This window comes from Paenarthrobacter sp. NPDC089307, assembly GCF_040685055.1.
Taxonomy (GTDB): Bacteria; Actinomycetota; Actinomycetes; order Actinomycetales; family Micrococcaceae; genus Arthrobacter.
Genome location: NZ_JBFBHE010000004.1, coordinates 479230 through 501120 on the forward strand (window position 1 = coordinate 479230; position 21891 = coordinate 501120).

A 21891-nucleotide genomic window follows, 5' to 3' on the forward strand; every position below is an offset into this window, starting at 1 on the left:
TTCAGCACATTCAGCCCGGTATTCCGCTGTGTTTTTTCAGGAATCCCGGACCGCGTGTGCGCGCCCGCAATCAAGGTCTCAGGGAGCCCAATGAACGCCGTCCAAAGGTTCATCAGAAGCCGTGTGCTGCTGCTGACCGCGGCCATTTTGATCGTCGCTATGTGCTTGTCCGTCCTCGTCCAGAGCCAGTCGCAGGCGGCTCTGAACCGGACAGTGGATGAGAATTCGCGGGGACTCTACGACATCCTGGTCCAGGCAAAGCCGGACCAATCGCAAAATGGCGACGGCGGTGCGTTGATCCAGCCCGAAATCGCCAACGGCCAAGGCGGAATCAGCTTTGACCAGTTGGAGAAAATCCGTGGAATGGGCCAGACCGCCGTGGCCGCTCCCATCAGCCTGGTCTCACGCGTCTCCCAGAACCTTGAAGCGCCGCGCCTGAACGCCATGGACTACCTTGGCTACAACGCGGGCCTTGCAGGGGCAGTAACGGCCGGGGACCCCTCGGCCATGGACTCCAGCAAGTGGCCTGCCCCGGAGTCGGTGTTCTCGGATTCTCCCAAGAAGTACCGCCTGACCGCCTCTGCCACCAGCTCTGACGGTGTCAAGGAGCAAACGCTCTTCAAGACCAGCGCTGAAGGCACCCTGGGCAAGGGCCGCCTGGTCAAGGAGCAGGCCGCCGGTGGCAGCAACGTCCGGATCGCAGGACCCGACGGCGAGACCGGCATCAAGTTCCCGGCTCCCGCGCTGGGCTCCGAACACAACCTCTTCAATCTCTCCGTGGCGCTGCCCCTGGCACCCGAGGTGACCGAATCCGTCGTCGCCGTTGATCCCGCCGCCGAAAGGGCGCTGCTGGGTTCGGCAGGCGACTTCCTGGCGCCGTTGGAGAAGGCGCCGCCGGCAGATGCACGCGACGCCGGTGCGATCGGCCGTCACTTCGAAAGCCTCTTCACCACCGGCCTGAGCATGCAGCAGCTGGAGGAGGGGCCGGACTTCCTTGGCGTGAAGCTCAAGTACTGGGCGCCCCTCATGACCCAGTACCAGCAGGCCAAGCGTGACGGCCTGTTGACCGCTGATTCCAAGGCCATTCCGTTGATCGTGCGTACGGGGACGTCCTTGGACCTGAAGTACTCGGTAAAAATCGAGGAACTCGACGCCAGTGGCAAAGTGGTCAAGGACGTCGGTACGGTCACCCGTTCCCTGGACAAGGACTACCTGCCGTTCGTCTCAAAGTCCCCCTTCGCCCTGCAGTGGCCCGGGTCCACGGACCACAGCCAATTGCTGGGAAGCACAGCGGCCTTCAGCCAAGGCCTGTACGACCCCGCGACCTGGAGCACGGCGTTTGCTGCGGCACCGAAGTACAAGGACGGCGACGAAGCTGCCAATGGTGCCTCCGACAAGACTGCGACGCCGGGGGACTGGGTGACCGTCAACCGCTTGCCTGAAAAGTCCTCCTTGGGCGCGGCCGTGGACCAGACCCAGCGCAAACCCGTTGATGAGCGTTCCTACCGCGAAGACCTTGAAACGGGCAAGAAGCCTGCCGCACCCCTGCCCATGGTGTACGGCACGTTCGACCCCGCTGCTGTCCAGGCGGCTGCCGGTGACGTCAACAAGCTGCCCCTGGGCGGCTATGACCCCACGCCGATGACGCTGACCAAGGATGCCGAGGGCAAAGACGTCCAGGGTGCGGAACTGAAGCCTTCCCTGAGTGCCACGGGCTTGGTCAGCCAGTCTGCCGGCGCCATCACCGATTACTACGGCCTTGCAGCCGCCCGCGGCTATGACGCCAACGCCAATGTCATCGACGCCGTGCGGGTCCGTGCGGCTGCGGCCGGCAACTGGAAGACCGCGCAGCCCGAGGTTGAGAAGCTGGCAGCGCAGATCCGTGAACTCGGCCTCGAAGCAACTGTTGTGGCCGGCTCCGCGCGTGAAGACGCCAACATCTTCGTACCCGGCTACAGCAAGGACGACGCCGGCAAGGAGTCCGCGCTGGGCACCGTCCAGCAGTCGTGGGTCCGCCAGAACGCGGCTGACGCAGTATCCGGCTCCCTGACCGGTACGAACATCACCCTGCTGTTCCTGACGCTGCTGGGCGCGACCCTCCTGACGGGCGCCTCCACTGTCAGCTACATCCGCCAGCGCAGAAGCGAGGCAGGCATCCTCCGTGCCATGGGCTGGACGCAGAAACGCATCCGCTCCTGGGTCCTGGAGGAGTTCGCCGTCGGCGCCGCAGCCCTTGCTGCCGCAGGGGTGATCCTCAGCCTGCTGAGCTGGAACATCGCCACCGTCCTCGTTTCGGTAACGATGCTCGTCATCTACAGTGCTGCTGCCCTGCTGGCTGCCCAGCAGTTGCGGCACCGTGTGGTGATTGACCAGGAGCCGCAGCACGACGAGCGATTGGTCACGGTGGACTCACCGTTGACGTTCGCCAACAGGCAACTCACCACCAACCGTTTCAACTCCGTTTCGCTGGCAGTGGCCGTGGGCGTTTTTGGCGCGGCAGTCGGCGCACTGATCGCACTCTTGATCGACATTCCGCGCGCCGCAGGTGCCAGCGCACTCAGTGGGCTGGCCGCTGCGAGCATTGCCCTGCCGAGCGTCATTCTCGCCGTCTTCGGCGTCGTGGTCGGGCTCCTGCTGACGCTTGTCACCGGCAGGTTCGAGCTCCACGCCAAGCGGGAATACCTGGGCACCTTGCGGGCCATGGGCTGGAACCCCGACATGCTGGGCCAAGTCAGGTTCTTCGAAAACGCACTTGTCGGGACGGTGGCACTTCCCCTGGGTGTGCTTGGTGCCCTGGGGCTTGGGTTGCTCCTTGCCCCCTACGCCGCTTTGTGGGCCGGACTCGCCGGGCTGCTGGCCGTAATTTGCTGGATTCCCATTGCAACGAAAGTAGTCAAATGACTGACAACCTCAACCCCGAGCCGACGGCAACCCCGGAAACCACGGAAGAGTCGCTGCAGACCCGCGCCAACACCATCGTGAGGGCTGCCGACCACGCAACGCCCCTGGAGCTTAGCCGGGTGACCATCCACTACGGTGGCGACAAGGGCGGCGCCGAGGAAGTCGACGTCGTCGATGACTTCAACCTGACCCTGCACGCCGGTGAGATGCACTGTGTCGCCGGCCGAAGCGGTTCCGGCAAGACCAGTATCCTGACCGTCAGCGCCGGACTGACGCTGCCGACGTCGGGCAAGGTCTTCTGGGAGGGCCAGCCGCTGGACGCCATGGGTGACGACGAAATCGCCGACCGCCGCCGTGCACTCATTGGCTACGTCGACCAGGGCGGTGCCTTGATCGATGGCATGAGCGCCCTGGAGAACGTGCTGCTTCCCGCTGTCCCCGACGGTGAGGTCGAACAGCGCACGGAAATGGCAAAGGACCTTCTTGACCTGGTGGGACTGGGACGTCGAATGCGCCACCGCCCTGCGCAGCTCTCCGGTGGTGAGCGCCAGCGCGTTGCAATCGCCCGTGCGCTGATTCTGGGCACCCGTGTCCTGGTGGTGGACGAACCCACGGCCAGCCTTGACCGGGCAGCGGCCAACCGCATCATCGGCATCCTGAAGGACACCACCAGCGACGGCATTGCCGTGCTTGTTGCGTCCCACGACCACGAGCTGGTCCGGCTCAGCGATACGCTGACCGAACTTAACTAAGCTATTCCGCCCGAAAAAAAGGTAACTTCTTAGAGTGACGTCTCCAGAGAAATCTCCGTTCTACATCACCACCGCTATCAGCTACCCCAATGGCGTGCCCCACATCGGCCACGCCTACGAGGTCATTGCGACTGATGCCATGGCGCGCTTCAAGCGCCTTGACGGCCATGAAGTCTTCTTCATGACCGGAACGGACGAGCACGGCCTCAAGATGCAGCAGTCCGCAGAGAAGGAAGGCATCACTGCCAAGCAGCTCGCGGACCGCAACTCGGCAGCATTCAAGCAGATGAGCCAGGACCTGGGGATTTCCCACGACCGCTTCATCCGCACCACGGACCAGGACCACTACGCAGCCTCCCAGGCCATCTGGAAAAAGATGGAAGCCAACGGCGACATCTACCTTTCCAAGTACGAGGGCTGGTACTCGGTCCGCGACGAGGCCTACTACGTCGAGGACGATACCGTGGTGAAGGAGGACGGTCTCCGCTACTCCAAGGAAACCGACACCCTGGTCACCTGGACCGCAGAAGAAAGCTACTTCTTCCGGCTCTCCAACTACCAGGAAAAGCTCCTGGCCCTGTACGAAGCCCAGCCTGAATTCGGGGCTCCGCAGTCCCGCTTCAACGAGGTCATCAGCTTTGTGAAGCGCGGCCTCGAAGACCTGTCGATCAGCCGCACGACCTTCGACTGGGGTGTTCCGGTCCCGGGCGACGAGAAGCACGTCATGTACGTCTGGGTGGACGCCCTGACCAACTACCTCACAGGCGTGGGTTATCCGGACATCGAGTCGGAGTCCTTCAAGAAGTTCTGGCCTGCGGATGTGCACGTCATCGGCAAGGACATTTCGCGTTTCCACGCGATCTACTGGCCCGCGTTCCTGATGAGTGCCGGTCTGGAGCTTCCGCATCGCGTCATGATCCACGGCTTCCTCACCAACAACGGTGTGAAGATGTCCAAGTCGCTGGGCAACGTTGTTGCTCCCCAGGACTTTGTGGAGCAGTACGGCCTGGACCAGTGCCGGTACTTCTTCCTCCGCGAGGTGCCCTTCGGAGCTGACGGCAACTACAACCACGAGGCCATTGTGGGCCGCATGAACGCTGACCTCGCGAACAACTTCGGCAACCTCGCCCAGCGTTCCTTGTCCATGGTGGCAAAGAACTGCGAAGGCAAGGTCCCGCAGCCGGGCGCCTTCACCGCTGAGGACGAAGCCCTGCTTGGCCAGGCCGGTGCACTGCTCGAGACAGCCCGGAGTGCTTTCGAAAGGCAGGAGTTCAGCCGTGCCCTCGAAGCCATTTGGACGGTTCTGGGCGACACCAACGCCTACTTTGCCGAGCAGGCTCCGTGGGTCCTGCGTAAAACGGACATCGAGCGCATGAACACGGTCCTGTACGTCACTTTGGAGGTTGTCCGGATCGTGGCGATCCTCGCGCAACCGGTCATGCCGTCGTCGTGCGCCAAGCTCCTTGACGTCCTGGGCCAGCCGGCAGGCGATGCCCGCCAGTTCGCCGCCATCGCCACGCCGCTCGTGGCGGGGACGGAACTGCCGGCTCCGGCCCCGGTCTTCCCACGCTACGAAGAGCCCGCCGAGGCCTAAAGCCGCCAACGCCCGCTCACGTACCAGCCCTGAACGAGAATCGCTCTCTCACTTCCCATCCGGTTTACCGGTGAAGTGAGAGAGCGATTCTTATATGCCCACGGGATGTGGGAGAGCGATTCAGGCTGTGGCAAGGCCCTCAACCGGTGAGAGGCGCGCTGCACGCCGTGCGGGGACCACCGAGGCCAGCGAGCCGGCCACAACCGCCACGCCAAACACCGCCGCCAGCTGCAGCCACGGTACGACAGGAACAACGCTCGCCACCGCGCCCAAGCTCGCCTGGGCGCCGAGCCACCCGTAGACGATGCCCATGCCAGCGCCCATGAGGGCAGCGACGCCGGCAACGAGCACGGCCTCGATCGCCAACATCCCACGCAGCTGGCCGGTCGTCAGGCCAAGGGCACGGAGAAGCGAATTCTCACGCGTCCGTTCCAGGACCGAAAGGGACAACGTGTTGGCCACCCCGATCAGCGCGATCACTACGGCGACTCCGAGAAGGGCCGTCACCACCAGCAACAGGACATCGATGATGCTGTTGAACGTCACCCGCTCAATGGCCGCGCCGCTGACGGTGCGCTCGTGGACGCCCAGAGCGGAAGCGATCTCCTTCTGGATGGCCTGGACTTGGTCGCCGGAGACTGAATCATCCAGCTTCACCCACACCATGCCCGGTGTCTCCGGCAAGGGGCCCGAAGCCGTGCTGGAAGACTCCACAAATGCGGGGATATTCCTGGTCCGCAGAACCTTCGCGTCGAGGGTGACGGGGCCACCCGCCGTCGAAAGGGTGGCTGCGCCCACCGGCGAGTCCTCGGGCAGGTAGACGGTGCCGGGAACCGGCTTCAAGTGGTTGTCCCGGAGGACGGATGCGGCATCGGTGGCCGACAGGCCGTAAACGGTTGTTGCGCCGCCGGCGGCGTCGTTGTTAAGGGTGGCCACAGGCTGCAGCAGGACCGCCGCGCTGACGCCGTCGAGTCCCTTGATCCGGTTGAGTGCCCCGGAAGGATCGCCGGACGCGGCAGTTTGTGCCGACAGGTCCACCGGATAGTTTTCCGCCAGTGTGTCGTTGAAAGCCTGGCGCGACGTCGCTGCGCCGGTCATCATCAAGGAGACCAAGGTGACGCCGATCAACAGGGCAGCCGCGGTGGCCGAAGTCCGCGCAGGGTTGCGGGTGGCGTTCACTGCGGCGAGCTTTCCGGGGACACCGGCCGGGGCCGCCAGCCGGCCAGCCAGGGCAACCACGGTGGGGATGAACAACGTCGAACACAGCAGGATGCCCACAAAGGAAGAAGCACCGCCGATCAGGGCGACCCCAAGGGCCACATTGATGCTCCCGTACACCAGCAACGCCGTGCCACCCAGCAAAGCTGCCAGGCCCACGAACAGCCGGACCTTACCGCGTCGGTTCCGTACGGACGCGTCCTCTGCGGGGCGCAGCGCGGCAAGGGGCGCGACGGCGGTGGCCGCCTTCGCGGGGACCAGCGCCGCGACAACGGTCAGCAGAGTTCCAGCCACCAAGCCGGCGATGATGGCCGACGGCGGCACGGCCAACGTCGCGAACGCCTGCTCAGGTTGTGACCTGGCCCAGGCGATCAGGGCGCTCATCAGTCCGATCGCCGCGAGGACACCCAGCACCGAGGAGACGAAGCCGACAACAAGTGCCTCCAGCATGACCGAGCCGCGGATCTGACTGCGCCCGGCGCCGAGGCATCGAAGGAGAGCCAGCTCCCTGGTGCGTTGTGCCACCAACACGGAGAAGGTATTGGCCACCACCAAGGTGGACACCAGGACGGCAATGCCTGCGAAGGCAAGCAGGACAATGGTCAGCTGGTCCTGGCCTGCGCTCAACATGGCCACCGTCGAGGTGACCTTTTCCTGTGCCGTCTCCAGCACAGGGCCTGCCGCGCCCGCGGCTTCCATCCGCCGGGAAATGTAGTCCTTGGCCGCAGAAACGTCTTCACCCGGTTTGAGCGCGAACTGCAGCCCCGAGAAGCCGGCCCCGGCATCCTGTACCGCGTTCATGACGGAGTCGGAGCCTACGAGTTGGGCCGCGGAAGACGAGAAGGGATCGTTCGTGGCCTTGATCAGGCCGGAGATGGTGACCTTGGCTATCTTGACTGGACCGCTGCCATGCAATTCGAGCGTGTTGCCTACGGCCAAGCCGAGGTGCTCGGCCGTCTTGACGTCGATGGCTGCTTCCAGCGCGTTGGACGGCATGGAACCGGAGGCGAGGGTGGCGCCTTCCAGGGATGAGGGTGCTGCATTGCGCAAGCGCCCGTACTGCTCTCCGCCGCCGGCCTGGAACGTCACGTAGGTGGAGCGCTCGGCGTAGCTCGCCTTTACTGCCGGGGCAGAAACGGCGGCGTCCACCGCGGCCTGGCTGAAGGGCTCGCCGTTCTTGGAGGTAGCCACAAGATCGGCGTTGCGGTAGGCCTCGCCGATGCTGGCGCCCAACGAGGCATTGGTACTTGCGCCGACCATGAGTGTGGAGGAAAGGAACATGACGGAAAGCATCACGGCCAGCCCGATGGCTATGAACCGCCGGTAATGCGTCGTCAGTTGGGAAACGGCAACCCGCAACATGGCTCAGGCTCCCAGCTTGCCGAGGGCTGTCAGGACGGAGTCCGCCGTGGGTTCGTGAATCTCGCCCACCAGGCCGCCGTCGCTCATCAACACCACCCGGTCGGCGTAACTTGCTGCCACGGGATCGTGGGTCACCATGATGATGGTCTGGCCCATCTCCTGGCTGCTCCGGCGCAGGAGGGCCAGCACCTCTCCGCCCGCCCTCGAGTCCAGGTTGCCCGTCGGCTCGTCACCAAACACGACGTCGGGACGCGTCAACAGTGCCCGGGCTACAGCGACGCGCTGCTGCTGGCCGCCGGACAGCTCATGGGGGCGGTGCTTCAACCTGTCTTTCAACCCAAGGGTGCTGACAACGGTTTCCAGCCACCCGGCGTCGGCCGTTGTTCCTGCCAAGGCGAGCGGAAGCGTAATGTTTTGCTCCGCCGTCAGGGTCGGCACCAGGTTGAAAGCCTGGAACACGAATCCGATCCGCTCCCGTCGGAGGGCCGTGAGCTGGCGGTCGTTGAGTCCGGTGAGCTCCGTGCCACCGAGGACGATGCGGCCTGAGTCAGCCGTATCCAGCCCGGCCAGGCAATGCATCAGTGTGGACTTGCCCGAGCCGGAGGGCCCCATGATGGCGGTGAACTTGCCGGCGTCGAAACTCACGGACACCTCGTTCAAGGCGGTCACGATCGTATCGGCGCGGCCGTAGCTCTTCGTGAGGTTGAAGGCTTCGACGGCGGGACGGGCCTTGGCAGCGTCCGATCCCGCTTGGCGGCCGGTTCCGGGAGGGTGGGGGAGAGGCGTGAATGTCGTCATGGTTCCACGCTATGTTCGGGCGCATGCCCGCGGGATCGGGCTGTGGGCCCATTGTCGCGGACGGGCGCTCATACCGTGGAATGAGCCGGGCTAGGACCCCGGGGCGACAACGCCTGTCTCGTAGGCGATGACCACCACCTGCACGCGGTCCCGGGCGCCCAGCTTGGCCAGGATATGCCCCACATGCGTCTTCACGGTTGCTTCGGAAAGGAACAGCCCCGCAGCGATCTCCGGATTGGACAGGCCTTGGGCGATGAGCTGGAAAACTTCCCGCTCACGGTTCGTCAGGGACTCGACGGCGGCCGCGTGCTCGCTCTGCTCCGGGGTCTGCGTCCTGAGCAGTGGTGCCACATGGTCCAAAAGGCGACGGGTGGTGGACGGTGCAATGACCGCATCGCCCCGGTACACGGTGCGGATGGCTTCAAGGAGTTCTTCGGGCGGGGCATCCTTCAGCAGGAACCCGCTGGCGCCGGCTTGAATGGCTGCCAGCGCGTACTCGTCGAGGTCGAAGGTAGTAAGGACCACGATCTTCACGTCCGCCCGTTGCGAACCCGCTGGTTGCGCGGCAGCCTGTTCCAGGATGCGGCGGGTGGCCTCGATGCCGTCCATTCCGGGCATTCGGACATCCATGAGGACCACGTCCGCGGTAGTAGCGCTGAGTGCTTGGAGGGCTTCGATTCCATTGCCCGCCTCTGCCACCACATCCAGGTCCGGCTGCGAATTGATGAGCATGCCAAGGCCGGAACGGACCAGCTGCTGGTCGTCGACGAGTGCAACCCGGATGGGTGGGGGGAGTTCAGGCATTGCTTAGGCCTCCGAATAGGGGATGAAAGCGGACACGCGGAAGCCGCCGCCCTGTTCGGGGCCGGCCGTCAAGGAACCATCGTAGAGCGAGACGCGCTCACCCATTCCCCGCAGTCCGTTGCCCCCACCTGCCGCGGGCGGATCAGCTGCGGCGCCCCGGCCGTCGTCGACGACGTCCAACTGCAGTCCGCGGCCCTGCCAGGTGAGCGTCAGGTTGGCCGTGGCCTTGGGGCCGGCGTGCTTCATGACGTTGGTGAGGGACTCCTGGATGATGCGGTACGCGGTGAGTTCGGCACCGGCGGGAAGTGGCCGCCGGGGTGTCCCGAGCTGTTCGAAACCCACTTGGAGGGTGGCGGCGCGGAAGCCCAGGAGGAGTTCATCCAGGTCGGCGAGCCTGGGTTGGGGGCGCGTCGGAGAGTCCTCGTCCGAGCGCAGGATGCCCAGCAGCCGCCGCATTTCCCCGAGCGAGTCCCTGCCGGTGGCTGCGATGGTGGCCAGTGCTTCGGTGGCAAGTTCCGGTTTCGCGGCGGCAGCGTACCTGGCACCGTCCGCCTGCGTGATGATGACGGACAACGAATGAGCCACGATGTCGTGCATCTCCCGGGCTATGTGGGAACGTTCGTCGGCGGCAGCCAGTTTCCGCTCCTGCAACTGCTCCACTTCCATCCGGCGGGTGCGGTCCTCGAGGGCTTGGAGCTGGAGCCTGCGCACGCGGGTGAGGTCGCCCAAGGTCCAGCTGACCAGGACCAGCATCCAGATCAGCACCGTGTAGAGCGCACCGATGGTGAGGCCCATGATGCCCGACTCCGCGCTGCCGGCGTACTCGCGTGTCGTGAGCATCACGCCACCCACCAGTCCTGCCACCAGGACGGTGCGGCTCGCCCAGGCCGGGCCGTAGGCCGCAGTGGCGTAGATGATGAGCGGGACGGCGATCTGGCCCGCCACGGGTTCGGCGCCGGCCGCCCACTGGATGAGGCATACCAGGATCACGACGCCGGCCGCTGCCGCTGGGCGCGTCCGTCGCCATGCGAGGGGCAACAGGAGGCTGCAGGAGAGGAGGAACAGCCAGGGCCGGTCGGCCAGGAGGTAGACGGGTCCAAAGATCAGGATGAGGAGGCAAGTCGCCGTCAAGTCCACTGTGAAGCGGTTGATCCGGAACCATTCGTATACTGCGTGCCTTCTGTCCACGGTACGACTCTATTCGCTGCGCCGGGGCGCAGGCATCATGCCGTGGTCTGAATCCGCCCGGGATGAGTGTTCGAAGAGTGAGACGATTTTGACCAGCATGTGGATTGCTTGGCTAGATAGACGTATGAGTGCATCGTCCATCAATCTCGCTGTCATCCCCGGTGACGGTATTGGCCCCGAGGTCATCGCCGAAGCCGTCAAGGTCCTGGAAAAGGCTGTCGCCTCCGAAGGTGTCGCCCTCGAGCAGACCCACTACAAGCTCGGTGCCCAGCACTGGCTTGAGACAGGCGAGACGCTGCCGGACGAGGTCCTTGCAGACCTCCGGACCCGCGATGCCATTCTTTTTGGTGCCGTGGGAGCCGCTCCGGGCGACACCCGGATTCCCTCGGGCATCATCGAACGCGAAATGCTCCTCAAGCTCCGCTTCAGCCTGGACCACTACGTAAACCTGCGCCCGTCCCGGCTGTATGGAACCGTTGGCAGCCCTTTGGCCAACCCCGGCACCATTGACTTCATCGTGGTCCGGGAAGGAACCGAGGGCCCCTACGTGGGCAACGGTGGTACCTTGCGTGGCGGCACCCCGCACGAAGTTGCCACGGAAGTTTCCCTTAACACCGCGCATGGAGTGGAGCGCGTTGTCCGCGATGCCTTCCGCCGTGCAAGCGAGCGTCCGCGCAAGCACGTCACCCTGGTCCACAAGCACAATGTCCTGGTCTTCGCGGGACACCTGTGGAAGCGCACGGTTGAGGCAGTGGCCCAGGAGTTCCCGGACGTCACCCACGATTACCTGCACATCGACGCGGCCACCATCTTCATGGTCACTGATCCCTCGCGTTTCGATGTGATCGTCACCGACAACCTTTTCGGCGACATCCTCACCGACCTCGCCGCTGCCGTCACGGGCGGTATCGGCTTGGCGGCGTCGGGGAACATCAACATGGACCGCACGGCACCATCCATGTTCGAACCCGTCCACGGCTCAGCTCCGGATATCGCCGGACAGCAGAAAGCCGATCCCACCGCGGCCATCCTCTCCGCAGTGCTCCTTTTGGACCACCTTGGCTACACCACGGCGGCCCGGAAGATCGAAGCGGCAGTTGTTGCCGACGTCGAGAACCGTGACGGCGCGCCCCGCAGCACCGCTGCCATTGGCGACGCCATTGCGGCCGCACTTTAGGCCCATCACCCAGGCGTAAGCTTGTCTTGAATTATTTATCTGCTTCCCTGGTCCATCGCTGAACCATCCCGTTTTGAAGGGGTCCCGGTTCGCCATGCCAGGTAGCTGACTGTGGAGGAAACATGACTCAGACTGCCCATGGCGTCGAATTCAGCCAGCAGCTCTCGGAAAACCCGAAGTCTGCTGAGGAGCGTGCAGCCGTCCTGGCGAACCCGGGATTTGGCGACTACTTCACCGACCACACCGCCGTCGTCGACTACAAGGTCGACGCCGATGGCACTGGCGGTTGGCAGAATGCCCGGATCGAGCCCTATGGCCCCATCTCGCTTGACCCTTCGGCCGCCGTCCTGCACTACGGCCAGGAGATCTTCGAGGGCCTGAAAGCCTACCGCCACGCCGATGGTTCGGTGTGGACCTTCCGGCCCGAAGCGAACGCGGCCCGCCTGAACAAATCGGCCCGCCGCCTGGCACTGCCGGAACTGCCGGAGGAGTACTTCCTCGGCGCCATCCGCGAACTCGTGCAGGCAGACCAGGAATGGGTTCCGTCGGGCGACGGCGAAGCCCTGTACCTTCGTCCGTTCATGATAGCCACCGAGGCTTTCCTCGGCGTCCGGGCTGCCCGCGAGGTGTCCTTCCGCGTCATCGCATCCCCGGCCGGCAACTACTTCGGCGGCGAACTCAAGCCCGTTTCCATCTGGATCTCCCGCGAGTACGCCCGCGCCGGCCGTGGCGGGACCGGTGCCGCCAAGTGCGGCGGCAACTACGCCGCCTCGTTGATTGCACAGCAGGAAGCTGAAGCAAACGGCTGCAAGCAGGTGCTGTTCCTGGACCACTTCAACGACGACGCCGTGGAAGAACTCGGCGGCATGAACGTTTTCTTCGTCATGAAGGACGGCTCGCTGGTGACTCCCGCGCTGAGCGGCACCATCCTCGAGGGCGTCACCCGCATGTCCGTGATCCAGGTGGCCAAGGACATGGGCCGTGAAGTCTCCGAGCGGAAGATCACCCTGGACGAGTGGCGCGATGGCGTTGCTTCCGGTGAGATCACTGAAGTGTTCGCCTGCGGTACTGCGGCTGTGATCACGCCGATCGGTGTCCTCAAGGATGCAACCGAGTTCATCGGGGCAGAAGATGCCAAGGCCGGGGAAACCACCATGGCTATCCGCGAGAAGCTCCTGGGTATCCAGACCGGAACCGTCGAGGACACTCACGGCTGGCTTACCCGCCTGGTCTGATCCGCAGGATTTCGTAGAACCATTAAGCGCCCGACGGCGGCCGGTCACCTTGGTAGTCAAGGTGACCGGCCGCCGTCCTGCTTCCCGGACGCTCGTTCACATCCCGGGTGCTTGAGTCGATCGCTCGGTCACATCCTGGGTGCTTGGGTCGATCGCTCGCTCACATCCTGAGTGTTTGGGGTGGGTCGCTCGTTCACATCCCGGGTGTTTGGGGTGGCCAGTCCCGCGCCGGACTTATCCGGAAGACGCGCATGTGGTGGAGGGTTGGCGTTGAAGGCCGTGGGACGTGATGGAGGGTTGGGGTTGAAGGCCGTGGGATGTGGATGAGGATCGGAAGGATGCCAAGATGGGACTGTGACTTCTGAACCAATGGCGACTCCGGACAGCACGCCCACGGGCGGTTCCTCCTTGCAGGGCAGCAGCGATCTGACACGCTTCAGGCTCGCCCCCAACCCGGGCCCGATGAGCCTGGACGGCACCAACTCTTACATCATCAGCGCACCGGGTTCCGGCCGCACCGCCGTTGTGGACCCAGGCCCCAAGGATGAACAGCACCTGGCTGAGCTGGCTGCCGCCGGTCCGGTGGACCTGATTCTTATCACCCACCGCCACGCCGACCACACCGAAGCCGCCGCCCGCTTCCATGAGCTGACCGGTGCACCTGTCCGAGCGGCCTTGAAGGAGCACTGCCATGGCGGCGAGCCGCTCCAGGACGGTGAAGTCATCAACGCCGGAGGCACTGAAATCCGCGTCGTCGCAACCCCGGGCCATACCTCCGATTCCGTATGCTTCCAGCTCCCCTCCGATGGCCCCACCGGCTCGGTCCTCACAGGCGACACCATCCTGGGCCGGGGCACCACAGTGCTGGACTACCCGGATGGCCGGCTGGGGGATTACCTTGCCAGCCTGGACAAACTCGAAGCCCTCGGACCGGCAACACTTCTCCCTGCCCACGGCCCGGTTCTTCCTGCCCTCGACGAGAAGTGCCGCGAGTACCGCAGTCATCGCCAGCAGCGCCTGGACCAGATCCGGGCAGCCCTTGCCCAGGTGGGCAAGGACGCCACCGTCGCCCAGGTGACGGACGTGGTGTACGCCGACGTCGATCCTTCCGTCAGGTGGGCGGCTGAGACCTCCGTCGCGGCACAGTTGGATTACCTCCGGAGCTAGGGCATGACTGTAGGCTTGAACCCATGCGTATCGCCCGGTTTGTAGTTGATTCTGATCCCCTTTACGGCGTCGTGGAAGGCGAGCCCGGCAGTGAGGAAATCACTGTCATCAACGGCGACCCTTTCTTCAACGGCGTCGAACGTACCCACGTGAAGCACAAGCTGGAGGACGTTCGGCTCCTGGCTCCGATCATTCCGCGGAGCAAGGTCATTGGCGTCGGCCGGAACTTCGCGGAGCACGCTGCGGAGCTAGGCAATGAAGTGCCGCAGCAGCCGTTGCTCTTCCTCAAGCCGAACACGTCAGTGATCGGCCCGAACGATCCCATCGTCCTTCCCGAGTTCTCCGAAGAGGTCTCCTTCGAGGCTGAGCTGTGCGTGGTGATTGGCCGCATCTGCAAGGACGTCCCGGAAGATCGCGTGGACGACGTCATTTTCGGCTACACGTGCGGCAACGACCTCACGGCCCGGGATGTCCAGAAGACGGACCTCCAGTGGGCCCGGGCCAAGGGATTCGACACATCCGCCCCGCTCGGGCCGTGGATCGAAACAGAGCTCGACCACGAGGACCTCTCCATCCAGGGCCGGCTCAACGGTGAGCTTCGCCAGGATGGCAGCACCAACCAGATGATCCGTGGCGTGCGCGAACTCGTCTCGATCGTTTCGCACGCGTTCACCCTGTTGCCGGGCGACGTCATCATGACAGGCACCCCGGCCGGCGTCGGTCTTGTCAGCGAGGGCGACCGCTTCGAAGTGGAGATCGAAGGCATCGGCCGGTTGTCCAACCCGGTGGTTCGCCGCTAGGGAGCCGGAGGCATCAAAGGCACGACGGCGGTACCCACCTTTCGTACGCAAGGCGGGTACCGCCGTCGGGCACTTTCGGCGGGGAATCCGAGACGACGCCAAGCGGTAAAGTTGGAACTACTATGACTACTGCTTCTGCGTCCGCCGCTGCCTCCAGCGCCATTCCTGCCGTCAACGCCGAGACCCCGGTCCGTGTACGTTTCTGCCCGTCGCCCACGGGAACGCCGCACGTTGGCCTGATCCGCACCGCCCTGTTCAACTGGGCCTACGCACGCCACACGGGCGGCAAGTTGATCTTCAGGATCGAGGACACCGACTCTGCCCGCGACAGCGAAGAGAGCTACCACCAGCTTCTGGATGCGCTCAAGTGGCTCGGCATCAACTGGGATGAAGGCGTAGAGGTCGGCGGACCGCACGAGCCATACCGCCAGTCGCAGCGCGGCGAGATCTACCAGGACGTGATCGCCAAGCTCAAGGCCGGGGGACACGTTTACGAGTCGTACTCCACGCCGGACGAGATCGAGGCGCGCCACAAGGCAGCAGGGCGGGACCCCAAGCTGGGCTATGACGGCTTTGACCGTCACCTCACCGAGGAGCAGCTTGCACAGTTCAAGGCTGAGGGCCGCGAGGCCGTCCTGCGCCTCCGCATGCCCGACGAGGACCTGACCTTCAACGACCTCGTCCGCGGCGAGATCACCTTCAAGGCCGGTTCCGTTCCGGACTTCGCAGTGGTCCGTGCCAACGGTGCCCCGTTGTACACGCTGGTGAACCCGGTGGACGACGCATTGATGGGGATCACGCACGTTCTGCGTGGCGAGGACCTGCTGAGCTCCACACCCCGCCAGATCGCCCTTTACCGTGCGCTCTACGCGATCGGTGTTGCCGAGTACATGCCGGAGTTCGGCCACCTCCCGTATGTCATGGGCCAGGGCAACAAGAAACTGTCCAAGCGTGATCCCGAGTCCAGCCTGTTCCTGCACCGTGAACGTGGCTTCATCCCCGAGGGCCTGCTCAACTACCTGTCGCTTCTGGGCTGGTCCCTGAGCGCTGACGAGGACATCTTCACGGTGGAGCAGCTCGTGGCAAACTTCGACATCCACGATGTCCTGGGCAATCCTGCACGCTTCGACATCAAGAAGGCTGAAGCCATCAACGGAACCCACGTGCGGATGCTCTCTCCCGAGGACTTCAAGGAGCGCCTGGTTCCTTACCTCCGCGCTGCCGGATTCGTGGGCGAGATCCTTACTGCCCGCCAGGAGGAGATCCTCGCAGAAGCAGCTCCGCTGGTCCAGGAACGCATCACCCTGCTGGGCGAGGCTCCTGAAATGCTGGCGTTCCTGTTCAAGGCCGATGACGCGATCGACATTGCGGACGACGCCCGAAAGGGTCTCCCAGCCAACCTGGAGGAGGTTTTGGACGCTGCCCTCGCGGCCTTGGAGCCCATTGACGAGTGGACGGCGGAGAACATCCAGACCGCGCTCAAGCAGGCACTGGTGGAGGACCTGGGCATCAAGCCCCGGGCGGCTTTCGGGCCTGTCCGTACGGCCATCTCCGGGCGCCGCATTTCCCCGCCGTTGTTCGAGTCGATGGTGATCCTGGGCAAGGATTCCTCATTGGCCCGCGTTCGCGCTTTCCGCGGCTAGGACGGCACCGGCCATGGCGATTGCAACTGCGTTCGGCGACATCCGCGGTGTCCTTTTCGACATCGATGACACCCTGGTGGACCTTGAATACGCCATGACGACGGCGCTGCGTGACGTCAGCGAACATCTCCTGCCCGGCCTTGACCAGGCCGGGTGGGTGAAGTTCGGCCGTATTTTCACGCACGAAACCACCCACTTCTACGACCGTTACCTGGCCGGGGAGCTGACGTTCAATGAGCAGCGGCTCCTTCGCGGGCGGGCAGCTTTGGGCCACTTTGGCGTGGAGCTCGAAGACGGCGAGGAAGCCCAGGCATGGGTTGCTGAATACCACCAACGGCAGACCTCGTATGTGCGGGCCTTTGGCGATGTCGAAGAAGTGCTGGACGCCCTCGATGCCGCTGGTGTACCTTACGGGGCGGTCAGCAACAACGTCCACGATTACCAGCGCGCCAAGCTGGACGGTGCCGGCCTGGCGCGGATCACAACGCTGGTGGGAACGGACACCGTGGGTGTCCCCAAACCTGATCCCGCCATCTACCTCGAAGGCGTTCGACTCCTGGGAACCAACCCGGGGGAGACCCTCTACGTCGGTGACAACCGGCTGCTCGACGCCGACGGTGCCACCGCGGCCGGACTCGTGGGCGTCTGGCTCAACAGAACCGGTGAGGTGGTGGAAGAGTTCACCGGCCCTCAGGTGGATTCACTCTCGCAGTTGCTGGCCACGGCTTCCACTGCAGCGTGACTTTTCATGTGATGCAGGTAACGGCTCGCCGATTTGTGCAGGTGGCAAGACTCCGGTAGAGTCATTACTCGTGCTGAGGGGCACGGAGGGAAAAGCCAAGGGAAACCGAGGCGGGGAACTCCGGTCCAAAAGTCACTTTGGGATATGGTGTAATTGGCAACACTACGGTTTCTGGTACCGTCATTCTAGGTTCGAGTCCTGGTATCCCAGCTCTGAAATCCGCGTAAATACGCCGGAAATTCGGAACCTCCAAGCCGCGGAAGCGATTTGGAGCGAAGCTGAAAGTATGAAATACTCATTCAGCTTGATCGCCGGAAACGGTGACAAAAAAGTGCAAGGCCCCATCGTATAGCGGCCTAGTACGCCGCCCTCTCACGGCGGTAACGCGGGTTCGAATCCCGCTGGGGTCACAAATGAATCCCCCGGAACACACGTTCCGGGGGATTTCTTTTTCACGTTGCGCCTGCCGGCCCTCCTGAAGCCGACCGGGCTGGCATGATGATGCTGTGACCGCAAACGAAGACCCCACAGCTTCCCGAGCCAGCCCCGTGCCACCTGCCGTGCCACGGTCTGCTCCGCACGGTGCGGCAGCCGCCGTCGAAACCCTGGAAGCTGCACGCGCGGGACTTGCGGCCACCACTCTTCCCCTCGCGATGCCTGAGGCGCAGGAAGCACGCCGGTGGATCAATGAGTCCCTGGCGCAGCTCGAGGACTACATCATTCCCCGCTACCGCAGCCTGGACGCACCGCTGCTGGCCGTCGTCGGCGGTTCAACCGGTGCCGGCAAATCGACGCTGGTCAACGCACTGGTGGGGTTTCCGGTAACCCGTGCGGGAGCCATCAGGCCCACAACACGCCAGCCGATCCTCCTGCACCACCCCACGGACGCCGAGTGGTTTGAAGGACAGAGGATACTGCCGAGCCTGCAGCGGATCCGGGGAACGGTCTCGGCAGTTCCTGCCCCGGCCAACCGGGCCGGCGCCGCACCGGATGCACAGGCGATCACGTCGTTGGTGTTGCTGGGACACGAAGCGGTGCCCCAGGGGATTGCACTCCTGGACGCCCCGGATGTGGACTCCATTTCAGACGATAACCGCAGGCTCGCCGGGCAACTGCTGGCCGCAGCGGATCTCTGGATCTTTGTGACCACCGCAAACCGATACGCCGACGCCGTTCCCTGGCGGCTGCTTCTGGATGCGGCTTCGCGGGATATCACCGTGGCCGTGGTCCTGGACCGCGTGCCGCCGGAGGCCGAGGAGGAAGTCAGGACCGACCTCCAGGCAATGCTGGACCGCCAGGGCCTCGGGGATTCGAAGCTCTTTGTTGTGCCCGAAAGCGCCCTGGACGGGCTTGGAATGTTGCCGGAGGGTGCGGTGGAGCCATTGCGGCGGTGGTTGGGGTCCTTGGCTGCCAACGCCTCCGGCCGTGCCGATGTCGCCCGCCGGACGCTCAACGGGGCCGTGAAGGCCGTGAGCGTCCGTTTGGAGGGAATAGCCGGTGCGGCGTCGGCGCAGGAAGCTGCCGCCCGTGACCTGGAAAGCGCATGCACAGCGGAATATGAGCACGCGCTGGCCCGTATCCTCGAAGCCACCAAGGACGGTGCGCTGCTCCGGGGCGAAGTGCTGGCGCGATGGCAGGACTTCGTGGGAACGGGGGAGTTCTTCCGGACCCTGGAACAGAACATCGGCCGCATGAGGGACAGGATGGGCGCTTTTTTCCGTGGCGAGCCGGCCCCGGCCATCAAGGTGGAGACCGCGATCGAAACCGGGCTGCAGGCCGTGATCCTTGACGAAGCCGCGAACGCTGCCGAAAACGTCGACAGGCGCTGGCGGTCGGACCCGGCGGGGCGCCATCTGCTGGGCCCCGATGACCTCTCCGGGACCAGCGAGGGTTTCGACGAAAGGGCTGCCGCGGCCATCCGTACCTGGCAGGAGGGCCTGATGGAAATGATCCGCACGCAAGGCCAGGGCAAGCGGACCCAGGCGCGGTGGCTGTCCTTCGGCGTCAATGGCCTGGGTGCTGCGCTTATGGTGGTGGTGTTCTCGATGACGGCAGGACTAAGTGGGTTGGAGATCGGTATCGCCGGCGGAACTGCGGTAGTGGGCCAGAAGCTGCTGGAAGCGGTGTTCGGCGAGGACGCTGTCCGTCGTCTTGCCCAGCAGGCCAGGCAGGATCTCCACACGCAATGCCAGCGTCTGCTCGATGATGAACGCCACCGTTTCCTCGGCCGGCTCGAGGCTGCCAAGCCCGGCTCAGGCAAGGATCTCCTGCTGCACGCCAAGGCCCTCCGCCGGCTGGCAGGGGCCGCATGAGCCGCCACAGCCTGGTGCGCGAGGCATCCCAATTGCAGCGCAGGCTTGAAGCACTGAATACGGCGCGTGAACTTGCCGAGGGCGTCCTTCCTGACGAGGAACTCCAATCCGTCCATGACGTTCTTGAGCGCGCTGCATCCCGGCGTTCGTTGTCGGCAGGGCATACGGTGGTGGGCTTCTTCGGTGCCACAGGGAGCGGCAAGTCCTCGCTGTTCAACGCCGTGTCCGGCAGCGAGCTGGCAACTGCGACGGCCCGCCGTCCGACAACTTCGCAGCCTTTGGCGGGCATCTGGGGTGAAGAGGGCAGCGGTCCGCTGCTCGATTGGTTGGGCGTGTCGGACCGTCACGCCCTGCCACCGGTTCCCGGTCTTGCCGGTGAGGATGCGGGTCTGGTTCTCCTGGACCTGCCGGATTTCGATTCCACCCGGCTCGAAAACCGCGTGATCGTCCAGCGCATGGTGGGCGTGGTGGATGTCCTGGTGTGGGTGATGGACCCGCAGAAATACGCCGACGCTGCCGTGCACAACGAGTTCCTGCGTCCCATGGCCTCCCACGGTGCCGTCACCTTGGTTGTGCTGAACCAGATAGACAAGCTCAGCGCCCCCGATGCTGCCGCCGTGATGGAGTCCTTGGAAGGGATCCTGGCGCGCGATGGCCTGGGCACGGTTCGCGTGATGGGCGCGTCAGCGCTGACCGGCGACGGCGTCCCTGCTGTCCGCAGGGCCATCAGGAACGTCGCGGTCCAGCGGGAGGCGGCTACCCAGCGCTTGGCTGCCGATATCGCCAGGGCTGCCGCCGGGCTGGCCGCGGCCTCCGGCGACGGCGAGGCCCGGGGAATCAAGTCGGGCGCAAGATCGCGCCTGGCCGCGGAATTGGCGACGGCGGCCAACGTACCTGTGGTGGTGGACGCCGTTCAGCGTTCCTTCAAGAGGGAATCGGCCCGCAGGACAGGATGGCCTGTGACGCGGTGGCTGTTGCGATTCCGCCCCGATCCTTTGCGCCGGCTGAACCTGGGCAGGAACGATACCAAGCCTGAGTTGAGCCGGACATCCTTGCCTCCAGCCGGAGCACCTGAGCGCGCCCGGACGGATGCGGCAGTCCGGGAGTTCGCGGATGAGGCCTCGACGGGCGCTCCCGGCCCATGGCGCGCGTCCATTCGGGGAGCTGCGCGGGACGGTCGGGAACAGCTGCCCGATGCCCTGGACCAGGCCATTGCCGGAACAGATTTGAAGACTGCGAAACGTCCCCTGTGGTGGCTGCTGTTCAACACCTTGCAGTGGTTTGCGCTCCTGCTGGCGGTCGGTGGCCTGGGCTGGCTTGGCGTCCTGGCGGCCCTGGGCTACTTCCAAATGCCCGTGCCGGAAGTTCCGCGCACGGAAGGATGGCCCTGGCCCACCCTTATGGTGGCCGGGGGAGTTGTGTTGGGAGTGCTGCTGGCCATTGCCGGGCGCATCCTGGGTGGCTGGGCCGCGCGCATCAGGGCCTCGGGGGCGGCCAAGCGCCTGAAAGCTGCCGTGGCAGTCGTAGCGGAGCAACGGATCGTGGAACCCGTGGACGTGGAAATCACGCGGTTGAAGGCCTTCAACGCTGCATTGAAAGCTGCACGCCCGGGCCAGGGATTGCAAAGCCCCGGATTCACAAAGGCCAAGGAGCCCGCCGACTAGAGGGCTGCGGCGGCATCCCTGACTTTGACCAGCGTACGGAGGTTCCTGGTGGTGGTGCTTGCCTTGTAGCGTGGCTTGGCGGAGAGCTTGCTGACGGGGCTGTCCAGCGTCCCGCCGGCGGGTGCCAACCACGCGGAGGCCTCCGGGCCCAGGCGCACCTGCTCCACGCCTTCCAGGGAGTCGCCAGCGGCGAAGAGCTCGTCAAGCATGGCTGTATCGGAGGCCAGGGTGATGTAACTGTGCGTCGACTTGTCATCTGCCGGGTAGGGGCAGGCATCGACCAGTTCGGCGACCCTCGCTGAGGTCAGAACCACTACCCACGCGTCATAGCCGAAGGCATCGCGCAGGCACTTTTCAAACTCTGCCTTGACGTCCTTGGTACCGAGGTCGCTTTGCAGCACCACGTTTCCGCTGGCCAGCAGCGTCTTTACCTTGGAAAATGGGTAGTCCTGGAGCGCGGCCTTGAGATCGGCCATCTTGATGTTGATGCCTCCCACGTTGATCCCGCGCAGGAAAACGGCGTAGGTCTCCATG

General features: G+C 64.6%; 16 protein-coding genes and 2 tRNA genes. 13 read left to right on the forward strand and 5 right to left on the reverse strand.

Annotation, left to right across the window (positions count from 1 at the left end; translation table 11 throughout):
- Positions 1–90: 90 nt before the first annotated feature.
- From AB0N72_RS12525 to metG, 3 genes are read left to right on the forward strand one after another with little or no spacing between them, the layout of a single operon-like run.
- Entirely contained in the window at positions 91–2901 is a 2811-nt protein-coding gene (locus AB0N72_RS12525; protein ID WP_363930700.1) for an FtsX-like permease family protein, read from the forward strand.
- Positions 2898–3653 carry an ATP-binding cassette domain-containing protein gene (locus AB0N72_RS12530; RefSeq protein WP_363930701.1) on the forward strand — a complete coding sequence of 252 codons (756 nt, stop codon included), beginning with the start codon at positions 2898–2900 and terminating at the stop codon, positions 3651–3653. The genes AB0N72_RS12525 and AB0N72_RS12530 overlap by 4 nt, the downstream gene beginning before the upstream one ends.
- A 34-nt stretch (positions 3654–3687) precedes the next feature.
- Positions 3688–5247, forward strand: coding sequence for a methionine--tRNA ligase (metG, locus tag AB0N72_RS12535; RefSeq protein ID WP_363930702.1), 1560 nt, complete (start codon positions 3688–3690; stop codon positions 5245–5247).
- A gap of 120 nt (positions 5248–5367) precedes the next feature.
- Here metG and AB0N72_RS12540 read toward each other — a convergent pair whose 3' ends face one another.
- From AB0N72_RS12540 to AB0N72_RS12555, 4 genes are all read right to left on the reverse strand, one after another.
- Entirely contained in the window at positions 5368–7827 is a 2460-nt protein-coding gene (locus AB0N72_RS12540; RefSeq protein WP_363930703.1) for an FtsX-like permease family protein, read from the reverse strand.
- Positions 7828–7830: 3 nt separating this feature from the next.
- Entirely contained in the window at positions 7831–8625 is a 795-nt protein-coding gene (locus AB0N72_RS12545) for an ABC transporter ATP-binding protein (RefSeq protein ID WP_363930704.1), read from the reverse strand.
- A gap of 90 nt (positions 8626–8715) precedes the next feature.
- On the reverse strand, positions 8716–9429 hold the full coding sequence (locus AB0N72_RS12550) for a response regulator transcription factor (RefSeq protein WP_363930705.1): 714 nt from the start codon (positions 9427–9429) through the stop codon (positions 8716–8718).
- 3 nt (positions 9430–9432) lie between these two features.
- Positions 9433–10617, reverse strand: coding sequence for a histidine kinase (locus tag AB0N72_RS12555; RefSeq protein ID WP_363930706.1), 1185 nt, complete (start codon positions 10615–10617; stop codon positions 9433–9435).
- Between the two features lie 124 nt (positions 10618–10741).
- On the opposite strand from AB0N72_RS12555, the gene AB0N72_RS12560 reads away from it, so the two are divergent.
- The 10 genes from AB0N72_RS12560 (at position 10742) to AB0N72_RS12605 (ending at position 21357) form a co-directional block, all read left to right on the forward strand.
- Positions 10742–11794, forward strand: a complete 1053-nt coding sequence (locus tag AB0N72_RS12560; protein ID WP_363930707.1) for a 3-isopropylmalate dehydrogenase — start codon at positions 10742–10744, stop codon at positions 11792–11794.
- A gap of 122 nt (positions 11795–11916) precedes the next feature.
- Positions 11917–13029 carry a branched-chain amino acid aminotransferase gene (locus tag AB0N72_RS12565; RefSeq protein WP_363930708.1) on the forward strand — a complete coding sequence of 371 codons (1113 nt, stop codon included), beginning with the start codon at positions 11917–11919 and terminating at the stop codon, positions 13027–13029.
- A 369-nt stretch (positions 13030–13398) separates the two neighbouring features.
- Entirely contained in the window at positions 13399–14196 is a 798-nt protein-coding gene (locus AB0N72_RS12570) for an MBL fold metallo-hydrolase (RefSeq protein ID WP_363930772.1), read from the forward strand.
- Positions 14197–14219: 23 nt separating this feature from the next.
- Positions 14220–14996 carry a fumarylacetoacetate hydrolase family protein gene (locus AB0N72_RS12575; protein WP_363930709.1) on the forward strand — a complete coding sequence of 259 codons (777 nt, stop codon included), beginning with the start codon at positions 14220–14222 and terminating at the stop codon, positions 14994–14996.
- 122 nt (positions 14997–15118) lie between these two features.
- Positions 15119–16639, forward strand: a complete 1521-nt coding sequence (gene gltX, locus AB0N72_RS12580; protein WP_363930710.1) for a glutamate--tRNA ligase — start codon at positions 15119–15121, stop codon at positions 16637–16639.
- Between the two features lie 13 nt (positions 16640–16652).
- Positions 16653–17381 (forward strand): HAD family hydrolase, encoded by a 729-nt coding sequence (locus AB0N72_RS12585; RefSeq protein WP_363930711.1) that lies wholly within the window; start codon positions 16653–16655, stop codon positions 17379–17381.
- 138 nt (positions 17382–17519) lie between these two features.
- Positions 17520–17591: transfer RNA gene (locus AB0N72_RS12590), tRNA-Gln, on the forward strand.
- Between the two features lie 127 nt (positions 17592–17718).
- Positions 17719–17791 (forward strand) — tRNA-Glu (locus AB0N72_RS12595).
- Between the two features lie 96 nt (positions 17792–17887).
- Positions 17888–19693 carry a dynamin family protein gene (locus AB0N72_RS12600; RefSeq protein ID WP_363930712.1) on the forward strand — a complete coding sequence of 602 codons (1806 nt, stop codon included), beginning with the start codon at positions 17888–17890 and terminating at the stop codon, positions 19691–19693.
- Positions 19690–21357, forward strand: a complete 1668-nt coding sequence (locus AB0N72_RS12605) for a GTPase (protein WP_363930713.1) — start codon at positions 19690–19692, stop codon at positions 21355–21357. Before AB0N72_RS12600 ends, AB0N72_RS12605 begins: the two co-directional genes overlap by 4 nt.
- Here AB0N72_RS12605 and AB0N72_RS12610 read toward each other — a convergent pair.
- Entirely contained in the window at positions 21354–21890 is a 537-nt protein-coding gene (locus AB0N72_RS12610) for a DUF1697 domain-containing protein (protein ID WP_363930714.1), read from the reverse strand. The genes AB0N72_RS12605 and AB0N72_RS12610 overlap by 4 nt on opposite strands.
- Between the last annotated feature and the right edge of the window lies 1 nt (position 21891).

What these genes read in the sequence shown, in the direction of transcription:
- AB0N72_RS12525 (WP_363930700.1), top strand. Translation starts at nt 91, where the DNA reads ATGAACGCCGTCCAAAGGTTCATCAGAAGCCGTGTGCTGCTGCTGACC.
- AB0N72_RS12530 (WP_363930701.1), top strand. Translation starts at nt 2,898, where the DNA reads ATGACTGACAACCTCAACCCCGAGCCGACGGCAACCCCGGAAACCACG.
- AB0N72_RS12540 (WP_363930703.1), bottom strand. Translation starts at nt 7,827, where the DNA reads ATGTTGCGGGTTGCCGTTTCCCAACTGACGACGCATTACCGGCGGTTC.
- AB0N72_RS12545 (WP_363930704.1), bottom strand. Translation starts at nt 8,625, where the DNA reads ATGACGACATTCACGCCTCTCCCCCACCCTCCCGGAACCGGCCGCCAA.
- AB0N72_RS12550 (WP_363930705.1), bottom strand. Translation starts at nt 9,429, where the DNA reads ATGCCTGAACTCCCCCCACCCATCCGGGTTGCACTCGTCGACGACCAG.
- AB0N72_RS12560 (WP_363930707.1), top strand. Translation starts at nt 10,742, where the DNA reads ATGAGTGCATCGTCCATCAATCTCGCTGTCATCCCCGGTGACGGTATT.
- AB0N72_RS12565 (WP_363930708.1), top strand. Translation starts at nt 11,917, where the DNA reads ATGACTCAGACTGCCCATGGCGTCGAATTCAGCCAGCAGCTCTCGGAA.
- AB0N72_RS12570 (WP_363930772.1), top strand. Translation starts at nt 13,399, where the DNA reads ATGGCGACTCCGGACAGCACGCCCACGGGCGGTTCCTCCTTGCAGGGC.
- AB0N72_RS12575 (WP_363930709.1), top strand. Translation starts at nt 14,220, where the DNA reads ATGCGTATCGCCCGGTTTGTAGTTGATTCTGATCCCCTTTACGGCGTC.
- gltX (WP_363930710.1), top strand. Translation starts at nt 15,119, where the DNA reads ATGACTACTGCTTCTGCGTCCGCCGCTGCCTCCAGCGCCATTCCTGCC.
- AB0N72_RS12585 (WP_363930711.1), top strand. Translation starts at nt 16,653, where the DNA reads ATGGCGATTGCAACTGCGTTCGGCGACATCCGCGGTGTCCTTTTCGAC.
- AB0N72_RS12605 (WP_363930713.1), top strand. Translation starts at nt 19,690, where the DNA reads ATGAGCCGCCACAGCCTGGTGCGCGAGGCATCCCAATTGCAGCGCAGG.
- AB0N72_RS12610 (WP_363930714.1), bottom strand. Translation starts at nt 21,890, where the DNA reads ATGGAGACCTACGCCGTTTTCCTGCGCGGGATCAACGTGGGAGGCATC.